11 protein-coding genes and 1 pseudogene are annotated in these 14,272 nt (G+C 45.6%); 6 read left to right on the plus strand and 6 right to left on the minus strand.

The genetic code is table 11. The features are described 5' to 3' along the window. Window positions 1-23: 23 nt before the first annotated feature. The 5 genes from LKE40_11880 to LKE40_11900 all read right to left on the minus strand — a co-directional run bounded on the left by LKE40_11880 (window position 24) and on the right by LKE40_11900 (window position 5,669). Window positions 24-1,574: a beta-lactamase family protein gene (locus LKE40_11880; GenBank protein ID MCH3918129.1), complete on the minus strand. Its 1,551-nt coding sequence runs from the start codon at window positions 1,572-1,574 to the stop codon at window positions 24-26. A gap of 137 nt (window positions 1,575-1,711) precedes the next feature. Beyond that, window positions 1,712-2,329, minus strand: a complete 618-nt coding sequence (locus LKE40_11885) for an XRE family transcriptional regulator (protein MCH3918130.1) — start codon at window positions 2,327-2,329, stop codon at window positions 1,712-1,714. Window positions 2,330-2,333: 4 nt separating this feature from the next. Beyond that, window positions 2,334-3,617, minus strand: a complete 1,284-nt coding sequence (locus tag LKE40_11890) for an L-serine ammonia-lyase, iron-sulfur-dependent, subunit alpha (protein MCH3918131.1) — start codon at window positions 3,615-3,617, stop codon at window positions 2,334-2,336. Beyond that, complete coding sequence (locus LKE40_11895; protein MCH3918132.1) at window positions 3,614-4,807, minus strand: pyridoxal phosphate-dependent aminotransferase; 1,194 nt, start codon at window positions 4,805-4,807, stop codon at window positions 3,614-3,616. Before LKE40_11895 ends, LKE40_11890 begins: the two co-directional genes overlap by 4 nt. 28 nt (window positions 4,808-4,835) lie before the next feature. Further along, window positions 4,836-5,669 (minus strand): M55 family metallopeptidase, encoded by an 834-nt coding sequence (locus LKE40_11900; GenBank protein MCH3918133.1) that lies wholly within the window; start codon window positions 5,667-5,669, stop codon window positions 4,836-4,838. 236 nt (window positions 5,670-5,905) lie between these two features. On the opposite strand from LKE40_11900, the gene LKE40_11905 reads away from it, so the two are divergent. The 6 genes and pseudogenes from LKE40_11905 (at window position 5,906) to LKE40_11930 (ending at window position 12,103) form a co-directional block, all read left to right on the plus strand. Then, window positions 5,906-7,747, plus strand: a complete 1,842-nt coding sequence (locus LKE40_11905) for a peptide ABC transporter substrate-binding protein (GenBank protein ID MCH3918134.1) — start codon at window positions 5,906-5,908, stop codon at window positions 7,745-7,747. A 90-nt stretch (window positions 7,748-7,837) separates the two neighbouring features. Then, window positions 7,838-8,756: pseudogene (locus LKE40_11910) on the plus strand (ABC transporter permease). A gap of 14 nt (window positions 8,757-8,770) precedes the next feature. Next, window positions 8,771-9,313 (plus strand): hypothetical protein, encoded by a 543-nt coding sequence (locus LKE40_11915; protein ID MCH3918135.1) that lies wholly within the window; start codon window positions 8,771-8,773, stop codon window positions 9,311-9,313. Beyond that, on the plus strand, window positions 9,246-10,094 hold the full coding sequence (locus LKE40_11920) for an ABC transporter permease (protein MCH3918136.1): 849 nt from the start codon (window positions 9,246-9,248) through the stop codon (window positions 10,092-10,094). Before LKE40_11915 ends, LKE40_11920 begins: the two co-directional genes overlap by 68 nt. 10 nt (window positions 10,095-10,104) lie before the next feature. Then, window positions 10,105-11,133, plus strand: a complete 1,029-nt coding sequence (locus LKE40_11925; GenBank protein ID MCH3918137.1) for an ABC transporter ATP-binding protein — start codon at window positions 10,105-10,107, stop codon at window positions 11,131-11,133. Then, window positions 11,126-12,103 (plus strand): ATP-binding cassette domain-containing protein, encoded by a 978-nt coding sequence (locus LKE40_11930; GenBank protein ID MCH3918138.1) that lies wholly within the window; start codon window positions 11,126-11,128, stop codon window positions 12,101-12,103. The genes LKE40_11925 and LKE40_11930 overlap by 8 nt, the downstream gene beginning before the upstream one ends. Window positions 12,104-12,746: 643 nt before the next feature. Here the strand turns inward: LKE40_11930 and LKE40_11935 are convergent. After that, complete coding sequence (locus LKE40_11935) at window positions 12,747-14,141, minus strand: AAA family ATPase (GenBank protein MCH3918139.1); 1,395 nt, start codon at window positions 14,139-14,141, stop codon at window positions 12,747-12,749. Window positions 14,142-14,272: the final 131 nt, after the last annotated feature.

Genomic DNA, 14,272 nt, shown 5'->3' on the forward strand with positions numbered 1-14,272 from the left:
AAGCTTGTTTGTACTGATTATGCCTATTGCTTTTGGAATATCATATGCAATGATCTGCCGCAATCAAGGGAAAAACCTGTAATGGCATGTTCCTTCCGTATCAAAGTCAAGGATGATGGAAGGTCATCGAAGACATCAAAGCAGAGGACATCCTGACTCCTTTGGTAGAGTTTTGCAGCAGGCCATCTGAAACGGGAAATGATGTATTCCTGCCCTTGCTGGCTGATTTGAAGTACTGCGCTGTTTTCAGTATCGGTATATGTTCCTTCCAAACCGTCAAGCTCCTTTGCCGGGAGCACTTTGTCCAGATCATATGTCCTGCCTGCTGCCTTGTAGAGTGCCTTGGAATCACAGAATGATATATATGCATCCAATGTGCCTAGTTGATAACTGCCATCAGGAAGACGGTGCAACGCAATTCGGTAACCGTTTTTCTCTACAAAGTTTTCCTTTCCATTTTCACTGATTGTAAGCTGACAGGGCCTGTCCTTGTCATTGTTCACATAAGTACCGACCATTGCTTCCTTCAAATCTTTTCCACTTTCAATGGACTGTTCCTGCGGAAGTTCCAGGAGTATGTCAGCGATACGAAGGGCAGCTTGCTTCGGAGCAATATTCGTCGTATTGCTGAAGATACAGATATCCAGATGTTCCTTGGGGAAGATGAGTATCTGGGAGCGAAAACCTGCATCTACACCTCCATGTCCGAAGAATTCCAGTCCTTTATGGCTGCCGAATTCCAATCCGGCACCGTATTCACTCGGAAGGCCATTTGACAGGATCGGACGGGTAAACATGAAGTTTCTTGAGGCTTGGGAACCAAACGAAGATAGTTGCCCTTCATAGTAATCCAAGACTGACACGAAATCATCGACGGTACTGTTGACGCTTGTCGGACCATAAAGACAGAAATTCAAAGGTTGATAAGCAAACTTGCCGTTTCCTCTGTCAATGTAGGAATATGCAACATTTTTCAGGACCTGTGTGACCTCATTCCGTACACAGGTCTGGTTCATCCCAAGGGGAATGAAAACCTTTTGCCTGAGGAACTCAGGAAAAGGCATGCCTGATACCCGGTTTACGATTTCTGCAAGCAGGGTAAAATTAGAATTGCTATACAGATACCTTGAACCGGGAGTAAAATTCAGATTCCTTTGATCTGAAAGGGTAGCTAGGACATCCTGCATGGTAATGACATCATCAATCCTGACCCCACGGAGCATCAGGAGTTCCCATTGGTCACGTATCCCGCTGGTATTGTTCATGAGGTTGCGAATGGTAATGGCAACCGGGATATGTATGATATCTCCTACATATTTCCGGATATCATCATCCACCTGTAGCTTGTGTGCTTCCTGAAGCAACAGGATTGCCATGACGGTAAACTGCTTGGAAACCGATGCAAGATGGAAAAGTGTCTGTGAATTGATAGGCACCTGGTATTCCAGATTGGCCATCCCGAACCATTTCCTATATATTGTCTTCCCTGCTTTCCTGACAAGTACCTGGCCACCTGGACAATTTCCTGACTGCCACCTAGCAAACAACTTGTCAATGTTTTTTTCAGTATCCATAACTGTTGCTTCTCCTGTAAGTCTGCTGTCTGTCAATAGACAGGGACATGGAACTTGCTGATGCACGATCCATGTCCATTCTTCTGTATGATTGCATGTCCGTCAACGGGCATTCTTTCATGTCTTTCTTATTTGTCTCAGTAAATCAATGAAGAAAAATAAATGATACCTATCATGACGACATCACCGGTGTTCTGATAGTTGTGCAGTGTGTTTTCAGGCACATAGGCACAGTCTCCGACTCCCATGGGAAACACTTCGTCATCGATGTGCATGTCTATTTTTCCTTGCAGGATAAAAAGGCTTTCATCCATCTTGCAATGGGAAATCATTTTTTCAGAAGCCCAGCATCCTACGTCAAGCTGTACATACAGGCCGGTCATTTTCGCTTTCTTATCGCCAGGCAGGTTGGAAGGAGTGAGAATTTCATACTTTGTAGAAAGTTCGGGCATGTGCATCTGCAATCGGGCTGTAGGAGCCAGACAGTAGGTGCCTTCCTGTTCCTTCTTGATTATTTTCCCGCTCCAAGTATTCTTTTCCTCAGTTTCTCCCGTGATAAGCCAGACTTCGGAACATTCCAGACATGCAGCAATCTTACGCAGTGTATTGAGCGACGGCTGTTTGAGATTACGTTCCAGTTGGGAGAGAAATCCTACTGTGTATCCCGTTTGCTCTGCTACTTGTGCCAAGGTGTAGCCCTTGCGTTTCCTTGCTTCCCTTATCCTGTTTTTCTCCATTTCGAATCCCTCTGTCATTTATTCATTTCCAATGTTGCATTACTTCAAGAATAGTTGCATCTGTCGAAGACATACCCGGGAAGCTGACGGTTCCCATATTTCTCAACGTTTGTTCTGCTGTTGTACCAACGATGCCATTGTCATTGGGAATGACCACATCGGACAAAGCCAGAATTGCTGATTGGACGGCACTGGCAACTGCATTTGCCAATTTTAGGGAACAACCCTCTTTTGCGCCATCACAAATCATACCAGTGATCCCTCCTGCCATGTTCTTGATACTGTTCTCCATCTGTATCATCGACCCATCCAGCATATATGTCAAAGCACAGGCTACTCCTGTTCCTGACGCGACACCGCAGCCACACATGCCCGACAGTTTCCCTGAGAACCGTTTGACATAGACGGTGACCAGGCAGGACAGAGCCAATGCCTTCAGCATTTTCATCCTTGGAATATGCAGATACTGTGCAGCACGGGCTATGGGTACCATTGCCGTAATTCCATGGTTCCCGCTGCCTGCACAGGTCATTATGGATATCGGACTGCCCGATACCCGGACGTCTGACGCTGCACAGGTAGCAATCTGCAATTCTGTAGTCAAATCGTCTGCGACCCATCGTTTTCCGTCAGCCAGATCCTTCAGATGTGCACCGATTGCACTGCCAGGTCTGTGCGCAAGTCCCCACTTTGATGCTTCCATGTTCATATCGGCACCGAGGGCAAGCAGTTCAAGTTCATCAGAACTACAGGTTTCTACCAATGCAACCAATTCTTTGATTGTAACATCCGTAAGGCCATCTGTACACATTTTTTCTTCATCTGATGGCCTCCTGCCGTCTAAAAGGACCTTGCCGTTTTTCTCGCGGTATACGATGGAATCGTGGTAATCCTGGATGATGCATCTGCCGTTTCCTTTTGAACCTTTGCAGGATGCTTCAATATAGAGCATCTTGCCATTGTCAGAGACCGAAACAGATACGCCATCAGAAGCCAAAAGGGATGTGCAGGCTTTTGCCTGGACATCAGTCACTGTCTTCAGTGCTTCAAGCTTCAGACGGTAATCTCCTCCGATTGCACCGAGGGCAGCGGCAGCTTTGATTCCTTTCTCGGGGAAACCGGGGATGCCGACGGCCATGCAATTCTTATAGATATCGGGACTGACGATGATGTCGATGTGCTGTGTGCCGATGGAGTTCAGGTCAGAGGCGGCACTGCAGCACATGGCTACAGCACCGGGCTCCGTGACACCCAAGGATGGTTTGATTTCTTCTGCCAGTATGTCCAAGAGTTGCTGTTTGTTCATTTCTGTTCAGCTCCCAATGCTTTTACCGCTTGTTCCAATTGTTCAAGGCCTTGCGTCAGCAATGACCTGGGACAACCGAAATTCAGACGCATGTACTGTTCGCTGGAAGGGCTGAACCGAACACCTCTGTTGCAGCCGATCTTGGCGTTGTTGATGAAGAATGCATCGAGTTCCTTGTTGTCTTTGAAACCAAGACGCTCACAGTTCAGCCAAAGGAGATAGGTTGCTTCCGGTTTCCATACCTGGATCTGGGGAATCCTTTCTTTGAAGAAGTCGCAGGCATAGTCCCTGTTTGCCTCAAGATAGTCCAGCAGCTGTTCCAGCCAGTCATCACACTTGGTAAATGCCGCTTCAAGGGCCACGAATCCAAAGATATTGCCATTGTCCACTTCAAGGCTGTAGAGGATATCATCAAAGGCTTGCCTGATTTTCGGATCAGGAATGACTATGTAGGAAGTGGAGAGCCCTGCAAGACCGAATGTCTTGCTTGGGGCGTAGCAGGCAATGGTATGGCTTTCGGCATAGGGGGTGAGGGAAGCAAATGGAATATGCTTATGTCCCTTGAAGGTGAAATCTGCATGGATTTCATCAGAGATTACCAACAGGTCATGCCGTTGTGCAAACTGCTCAAGCTGCAACAGTTCTTCCTTGGACCAGACTCTTCCTACAGGATTATGAGGATTGCAGATCATCAGGACTTTGAGGCGTTTGTCTACCAAGGATTCCATCTTGTCGATGTCGAATGCGTATCGGCCGTTTTCGTCTTTGTCCATCAGGCAGTCGATCAACTTCCTTCCGTTGTTGGTCACTACATGGGAAAAAGGACCATACACGGGACTGAGAATCATTACGGCATCTCCAGGCCTTGTGACAGCCAGCAGGGAAAGGGCCATTGCAGGAACGACACCGGGGCTGAAGGTAATCCAGTCGTCATGGATGTGCCAGCCATATTGCCTTTCTACCCATTCACTGATGATATGGTTGTATCTTCCGCTCCTATAGGTATAGCCGAATACACCGTGTTCCAAGCGTTTCTGCATGGCATCCAGAACTGCATCTGGAACCTTGAAGTCCATATCTGCAACCCACAAGGGGAGGATATCATCAGTTCCGTATGTTATTTTGTTGTGGTCCCATTTGAGACAATCCGTGTTATGTCGGTCAATGACCGTATCAAAATCATAATTCATATGTGTTTTTCCTTACGCTATCTTAATTTTATTTTGCCAATGTACATGCGTACATGATCATTTCATACAGATTCGGGAAGTTTTCGTATTGGCAGGAAATGGTGCGTGCATCTTTCAGCTGTACGTTCGGAAGCCTTGCAACGCTTGCAGCCATGGCTGAGTCAGTAAACTCTATTTCCAATACATAGGGAGCATCGAACGTATACAGAGGAATGTCTGCGGGATTCCTGTCCAAGGCAGAGACTACAGAGGTGACGGTGTCTTCATAAAGTTGTTTCCTGCAATGGAACTTTGCGGCAGTCCGGCCCAGTGAATCCTTGGTGCAGACAAAGTTGACCCATGGCATCATCTGCTGGTCAATCAGTTCCTTGCGGAGTCCTGAGTCTCCGACGACGAGGGCTACCGGAATACCAAGGTAGCCGGCATAGGCAGCATTTGTGGTTGATTCATTCATGCGCTTGCCGTTGATCGTAAGGTTATGGATCAACCTGCTGGAAAAGCTGTGGTCCATATTTGCCTCTGTTTCGCCTACACCGGCATGATAACCGACGAAGAAGACCATGGAACATGTTGCGTCAAGTCCTGACATCATATAGTAGGGGCGCGGGGAACCGCTTATCAGACTGATGCGGTCATCAAACTCACTCAATTGGGCATATGAAAGATTGGTACCGGACCCATGGGAATCAGCAATAAGGATTTCTTCAATTTTGTTCTGTAGTGTGCTGTTATGGATGCCGTCGATGATCCATCTTATCTGCATATGCATTGATTGACGAAAACGTTCCTGCTCTTCAGTTTCCTGTTTCCAGTTGGTAATTCCAGCCAACCCTTCCATGTCAACGGAAATGAAAATCTTCATAGAAACAATCTCCTAAGTTATGAAAATTTTTTGAATAAATATACGAAAAATGTATTGACAAAAAATAACTTACGGTAAAATATTGTACAAAAAAGTGGATTTAGATGCAATACTAAGCTGAAAATATTTCTGAGAGTTAAATTTTGAGAGGTTTTTTACTAAAAGGGAAAATATATTAGTTGCCATATACTGTCCTTATGTGACAGATTGGAATTTGAATTTTGGAGGAATGAAAAATGAAGAGGAAAGGGATGATTACAGTTTCCCTGGTACTTGGAATCGCTGCAGTCTGCTTGTTGAGCAGCTGTGGTGCCAAAGAGAAAAGTTCTTCAGCATCGGCTACCACGGAAAAAGCCACTGCTGCAGCAACTACCACGGAGAAAACTGCTACAGCTACATCATCTGCTGCGGACAAAACCCCTACAGCGACGACAGAAAAAACTTCTCAGACTCAGGAAACCAAGCCGGTTGCCAGTGGGGATGATTCCCGCTACCTGGTCTGGAACTTAGGAAAGGAACCGAAAAGCTGGGATCCTACCACAAACAGCGAAAGTATCTCTGATACGATGTGCAAGCAGTTGTTCGAAGGTCTGACCGTAAGCACAGCTACAGGTATTATCCCTGGCATTGCTACGTCCTGGGATGTTTCTGAAGATGGAAAGACATACACTTTCCACTTGCGGAAGAATGCAAAATGGTCTGACGGTTCTCCCGTTACTGCCTATGATTTCCAATATTCATGGCGGAGGATCTGTGACCCTGCCGTTGCTTCCGATGCACTTCAGGCTGTTACTGACTATATCGTAGGAGCCCAGGAGTACTTTGACGGTACAGGTCCCTATGATGATATCAAGGCAACTGCACTTGATGACTATACTTTCCAGGTAGTACTCAAGAACGTGACACCTTATTTCCCGCAACTGGTAGCAAATGATGTCTATCTGCCGGTGAAAAAGGATGTTGTCGAAGCAAATAGCGATGCTTGGGAAAAGAATCCTGCTACCTGTATTTCTGATGGTCCGTTCAAATTGACGGAGTACAAGATCGGTTCCCATTTCATCTTCGAAAAGAACCCGTACTATTGGAATGCGGATGCCGTGAAGCTCAAGGGTATCAAGGCAGTCATCATTACTGATGCCAATACGTCATTGCAAGGCTACCAGGCCGGTCAGATCGATGTGACCAGTACCCTTCCTGCTGAGCAGATTCCTCAGTTGGTTGCAGAAGACCCGAATGTGGTCATTACTGCAGACACAGGTGCCCAGTTCCTGAACTTCAACTGTGACAAGGCACCGTTCAACAATGTGGATGCCCGTAGGGCAGTTGCCTATGCAATTGACCGCAAGCAGTTGACCGAACAGGTATTGAAGGATGGTTCCGTACCTGCCAGCGGTTTCCTTGCTCCTACCTGCATGAAGACGGACGGAGGTTCGTTCCGTACGATGGAAGACGATGGCTATCCTGCTGCTGAATATGGTATTGATCCCCGTAAAGCAGATGTACAGGCAGCAAAGGAAGAGTTGGCAAAAGCCGGCTATCCTGACGGCAAGGGTTTCCCGACCGTGGAGCTTGTCTATAAGAACAATGCCAAGTACAAGAAGATTTCTGAAGCAATCCAGCAGATGCTGAAAGCTAACCTGAACATCAACGTGACGCTCAGGGCAGAAGAATCCAGCGTGTTCATTGATACGAAGACGAAGGGCAAGTATGATATGGCTCCCGGCGGCTGGACGAATGCACCGTATGATGCAAGCGGCCTGGTCAAGCTGTTCTATTCCCAGAATGGTAACAACACACCGCAATGGCGCTGGAAAAATTACAAGGGAGCTCCTTGGGATACTGTCTTGAATCCTGGCAACAAGCCGTTTGACGAGTCATTTGACAAGGCAATGGCTTCCCAGGGCAGTGCCCGTGACGAGGCTTGGCATGAAGCTGAAGTTGCATTGATGACTGACATGCCTATCACTCCTTTGTTCTACCCGTCGTTCATTGCAGTGGTCAACAAAGACAAGGTAGAAGATGTCGAGCTGACCTCCACGAACAGTTTTATGTTCAAGCATGCACAGATCATCAAATAGTTGATTGACTTTGCTTGGTTATAGCTATGCATACTGTGCAGGTTTGCCTGCACAGTATGGTTCATTGTATATACCTGGGAGAACAAACGTATGCTTCGCTATATTATAAAACGGATAATCTCGGCACTTATTACTATATGGTTTATAATGACACTGACGTTTTTTCTCATGAATGCCATACCTGGGGATCCCTTTTCAAGTGAGAAGATGGCCGATCCCGTTATCATTGCAAACATGAAGGCAAAATATGGTCTTGATAAACCGCTTCCGGTCAGATACGTGCGGTATCTCGAAGGTTACCTTCATGGTGACTTTCGGCATTTCCTATACGAAGAAAGGTCTGACGACCAACCAGATTATTGCAGCCGGATTCCCTACATCGATGCGGATCGGTCTCAGTGCAACGTTGTTGGTACTGTTCTTAGGTGTCTTTTCCGGCATAATTGCTGCTTTGCGCCAAAACAAATTCGTTGACCGGCTGCTGATGATCCTGTCGACATTGGGGGCGACGATTCCCAGCTTTGTCTTTGCTACCGGCTTCTTGTTCCTTTTCAGCAAGATGCTGGGGCTGGTCCCTGCCTATGGGACAAACAGTTGGCAGGGCTATATCGGTCCTGTCGTTGTCATAGCTTTGTTTCCGCTTGCTTTCGTGACACGGCTTATGAGAACGTCGATGTTGGATATCCTCAGCCAGGACTATATCCGCACGGCACGGGCAAAGGGTCTGTCAGAATGGAAGGTACTTGGCAAGCATGCGATGCGCAATGCCATACTTCCTGTCGTTACCTATATCGGACCTTTGTTTGCGGCCTTGATTACCGGATCCTTTGTCGTTGAGAAGGTTTTCGGAATTCCTGGTATCGGCAATCTTTTTACCAATAGCGTCCTCGACAGGGACTATACGCTCATTATGGGGATTACCGTCTTTTTCGCTGTGTTACTTGTGCTGTGTGTGTTGGTCGTTGATATCACGTATGTCTTGATTGATCCTCGCATTACGTTAGATTAAAAGGAGCTGGAACCATGCTTGATACAAAAACCATACCTTCGGCGATGTGGGCATCCCTTCCCAAGGAAAAGAAAGATGCTGAAAAGATAGAACGGCCGAACCTTACGTTCATGCAGGATGGATGGAGAAAGCTCAAGGCAAATACCATTGCAATGGTAAGCCTGGTATGTATTGCCGTCATTGCCATCGGTGCAATCTTCATTCCGTTTTTCTGGCATTATAACTATTATGAGCAGGATCTGAATTATGCAAACTTACCTGCACATATGAAGACCTTTGCTGTTGATGATAATGACTATGTCTATGTCACGCCGCAATACACGCTTGTTGCGATGGATGGGCACGGCAATCTGAAAAATGATGCAGAACTCGTGCGAAAGGACATGATCCACAAGAAGAATTACTACAAGGTGAACGGGCATTCCGTAGTGATTGGCTATGGCAGTTACATGGAAGCTGTGAAGGAATACAAGAAACTTCAGAAGACAGGTGACAAATACGTTCCTGTCAGTGGTGCCTCGTACCTTGCAGTCTTACTATGGGGCTTCGGCTCCTGACAGGATTTCCTTGCGGAAGGCGAAGACCATCCTTGAGAACAAGTTGGTCCGTGTCACTGTGACCAGTGATGGAAAGACCCTTACCGATACGAAGACGCTGCATAACAGGACCTACATACTGGGAACTGACGGGCTGGGAAGGGATTTGTTCATCCGTATTGTGTATGGTGCGCGTATTTCCCTTACCGTCGGTATCATCGCGGCACTGATCAATTTCATCGTCGGGGTGCTCTATGGAGGTTTGGCTGGTTATATCGGTGGAAATGTCGACAATGTCATGATGAGGATCGTAGATGTCATCGATTCCATTCCGATGACGCTCTATGTCATTCTTATCATGGTGATCATCGGTTCCGGCCTGACTTCGATCATCCTTGCCTTGGGGCTGACGTTCTGGGTAAAGATGGCCCGTATCGTAAGGGGACAGGTCCTTAGCCTGAAAAAACAGGAGTTCATAAAGGCCGCCGTCGTAATGGGAGCCGATACCAAGAGGATCATGGTACGGCATCTGATCCCGAACATGGTAGGTCCCATCATGGTCAACATTGCCATGCAGGTTCCCAGCGCGATATTCAATGAAGCTTTCCTGAGCTTCATCGGGCTTGGGATTTCTGCGCCGATGGCTTCCTGGGGTACGCTTTGCAATGATGCCTTGGCCGGTATTTACGTGTATCCTTACCAGATGGCATTTCCTGCCATTGCCATTTCAGTTACCATACTGACTTTCAACCTGTTCAGCGATGGGTTGAGAGATGCCTTCGATCCAAAAGTAACCAAGTAAGGAGTACACCATGTCCAAGGCATTGCTTACGGTAGATAACCTTCATACATCATTCTTTACCCAGTTCGGTGAAGTCAAGGCCATACGTGGTGTGAGTTTCCATGTTGACGAGCGGGAGATCATCGGCATCGTCGGTGAATCGGGGAGCGGAAAAAGTGTCACTTCGCTCTCTATCATGAAGCTTTTGACTTATCCTGGGAAAATCGTCGGTGGAAGCATTGCTTTCCAAGGCGAAGAGCTGACGACGAAGAGCCAGCATCAGATGAGGAAGATCAGGGGGAACAGGATTTCCATGATCTTCCAGGATCCGATGACTTCCTTGAATCCCCTCTATACTGTCGGGAACCAGATTGTCGAAGCCATCAACGAACATCAGCATCTTTCTCCCCAGAAAAGCAAGGAAAAGGCAATTGAAATGCTTTCGCTGGTGAGGATTCCTTCGCCTGAAGAACGTTTCAACTGTTATCCACATGAATTTTCAGGAGGTATGCGCCAGCGTGTCATGATTGCCATGGCTCTCTGTTGCCAGCCTCAGTTGCTGATTGCTGACGAGCCGACAACGGCTTTGGATGTCACGATTCAGGCCCAGGTGCTTGAACTCTTGAAGAACCTAAACCAGGAACTGCATACTTCGGTTATCCTGATCACGCACAACTTGGGCTGTGTTGCTACGACCTGTTCCCGGGTATTGGTCATGTATGGCGGAAAGATCATGGAAGAAGGGACGACCGAAGAAATTTTCTATGCACTGCGTCATCCGTATACGATGGGACTGCTGCGGTCAGTCCCGACTGTTTCAGATACGCAGACGAAGAAACGGCTTGTTCCTATCCTAGGGACTCCTCCGGATTTGCTGCGCCCACCCAAGGGCTGTCCGTTCTATCCGCGCTGTGATTTTGCCATGGAAATATGCCGGAGTGAAGAAGTTCCGGCATTTGAGTTCAGTCCTACGCACAAAGCCTGCTGCTGGCTCTGCCATGCACAGGCTCCGAAGGTCGAAGCGTATGAACAGCAGCAGAAGGGAGTATTCCATGGATGAGACGGTATTGGTCGATGTACAGCATCTGAAGATGCATTTTACGCGGAAGACGGGTCTGATAAAGCAACAGGAAAAGTGTGTAAAGGCTGTCGATGATATTTCCTTTACGATCAAAAAAGGTGAGACCCTGGGACTGGTAGGAGAATCCGGATGCGGAAAGTCCACTACAGGCTACTGCATGGTCCGTCTCTATGACCCTACCGGGGGAAGGATCATATATGATGGGACGGATATTGCTTCTTTGCCAAGCAAGGAAATGTGGATGTTCCGTAAGAAGATCCAGATGATTTTTCAGGATCCGTATGCTTCACTTGATCCCAGGATGACTGTTTCCGATATCATCGGAGAACCATTGGACATTTATCATCTTTATGAAAATGCCAAGGACCGTCAGGACCGTATCAATGTCCTGCTGCAGACCGTCGGGTTGGGCAAGGAGCATGCCAACAGGTATCCTCATGAATTTTCCGGTGGCCAGCGACAACGTGTAGGCATTGCCCGTGCCCTGGCTGTAAATCCTCAGTTCATAGTCTGTGATGAACCTATCTCTGCCTTGGATGTATCCGTGCAGGCACAGGTGGTCAATATGCTTGAGGACTTGCAGCAGCAGATAGGACTTACTTATCTTTTCATTGCACATGATCTTTCAATGGTACGGCATATTTCCCAGCATGTCGGTGTTATGTATTTGGGATCATTGGTAGAAACAGGAGAGACGGAAGAGCTTTATAAGCATCCGCTCCATCCTTATACCCAAGGATTGCTTTCAGCAATTCCTTTGCTTGATCCTAAAGCTGGCAAGGAGAAGAAGACTCATTTGCTTGAAGGAGAGATACCGAGCCCTCTCAATATGCCCAAGGGTTGCAAGTTTGCTTCCAGATGTCCCTATGCAATGATCCGTTGCAAGGAGGAAGTACCGCCGTTGAAGGAAGTGTCTCCTGGTCATATGGCAGCTTGTTTCCTTCTTTGATTGTCAATATTGAATATGAGGATTATCTTCGGGGGATAGGTTGTCCTTTCTATAAGTACAATTAGAAAATAAATTGTCTTACAGATAGTATGCAACTGGGGTGTATATAATTCGTTCTAAGTGTAAGAGAATACTATTGATTACAACAGATATGAAACTTCATGTCTGTTGTTTTATAGTGGCTAAGAAAATTCTCTTGCTTGCATGGACCTGTATTGTTTTAGAAAGTCATATCGACGGGAACCAACATCATTATCTTCTTTGAGATGATACTCCTTTAATTCCTATTGAGGCTGTATTTTTAACAACCTTGCCGACATCTAGGAAAGGTATAGGATTATTGGTGTGATAGAAGTTGATATACGTATGATTCTTGGTATTTGTCTTGATATAATGTTTAGAAATCAACCAAAGTTTTTTTATTGTTTCGATTTTATCATATGTCCGGTGAAATGAACTGAATGTCTTTAGGTCTTTTTGTTTGAGTACATCCATTACGCTGTTGATCTGTATGCTGCTTTTTCCTTTATCTCGTGAAACAATTTCCATGGGAAGATGCAGATTTGATTTTATGCATCTGCATAAGGCGTATTCTGATTGTCCATGGACGATAGTCATGAGATGTTGGTAAGATGGTTTTATCTTACTCATTGTTATGTCCTTTTTCCGTATGCAGGACTTTTCCCTTTTCCCCTTGTGCTATCCTTTTGTATGTATCTGTTACCAACTCTTCAAAATCCAAATCTCCTGATTCCGGTACACCTTCATAAAATCCATGGAGGTATTTTACTCTCATACTGTTGTTTTTCTGGGTTCTGAACTTATATTCCGTTATACATGTAATTTTCTTATTCCCGTTTGCATCTGCACGTATTACATATACATTTTCAGGTGGAACAGCGTCCAGCAGCAAGGTGTTGTGGGTTGAGACTATCAACTGACCTCTGTTTTCAGCTGGCAGATCCAATAACATTTGCATGATTTGTACCATCAGCAGATCGTGGATACCTGAATCAATTTCATCGACCAATACCGTCTGACCTGCAGCATAGGAAAAAAGCAAAGGAAATATTTCCAGTATTTTTTTTGTTCCTGTCGATTCCATGGTCACAGGAACGGAACAGATTTTTCCGGAAATCAGTTTGTCGAAATACAAGGTGTAATGGAATCCTTCTTTTGCCTTTGAAAAATGGTAATGGACGGCTTTGATGTCAGCATAGAGCTTTGTGAAATATTGGTTTAGCATGTCCTCACAGGCAAGGAGCTCCCTGTTGTCTTTTGCCTTGGTAAAACCTTCTTCCAGATTGTTGAGGAACTGAAACAGTACGATACTCCTACCGGTTTCACCATAATGGACTTTGCAGAGGATATTGATTCCCTGAAGTGCTTTTTTTATGGAAAGCAGGACTGGAGACAATGCATTCTTGATATAAGGGATATTCGTTCTGGTCTGTTCATACGTCAGAATGGACATGAGGGTATGCTTACCCCAATATTTGTCTATTTCCTCTTCCAATTCCTTCTTGTATTTCGTTGTCACGAAGCATGAAGGACTGAGAAAGCTTTTATCTTGCGAAATACTGAAAAGGATTCCGGCTTTTTCCTTCAATGTTCCATAGAGCTCCTCTTTTATTATTCCCTGCTTTGAAAAACTCGCAAAGTAATGCCCATCATGATTGTTCAGTCTGAATCCAAGTTCAATTTCCATTGGTTTTTCATTGCCAATGGACCAATAGTTATGAATGATGTCGGAAAGGGATGAATTACGTTCTTGAATGGCTAAATCCAAAAGTTTCTGTTTGATTTCATCGTCTTGCAATGATGTAATTTGATTTACCGAAAAATTTTTATGCATTTGGTTCGTCAAGGTGTCCATGGTTTGCATCAGAAACAAGATGCTAAGGATAAGATTTGATTTTCCCGCGCCATTCTCACCATAGATCAAGGCCAGTTTCTTTGGGATTCCATGGGAACCACGCAGATCGATCGATATACTTGAAAATGACTTGAAATTTGTTAATCTAATATAGGTAATCATGTTTTTATCCCGATTTTTGTTATAATATATACCAAAATTTATTATAAGTAAATTATAATTAATTGATTTTGTATACTTTCTTTGTACTGTTTTTTGTTTGTATCAAGCCCAAGATGCCTGAAATTGTAGCA

The sequence above is a fragment of the Spirochaetia bacterium genome (assembly GCA_022482625.1).
GTDB lineage: Bacteria > Spirochaetota > Spirochaetia > Sphaerochaetales > Sphaerochaetaceae > Pleomorphochaeta.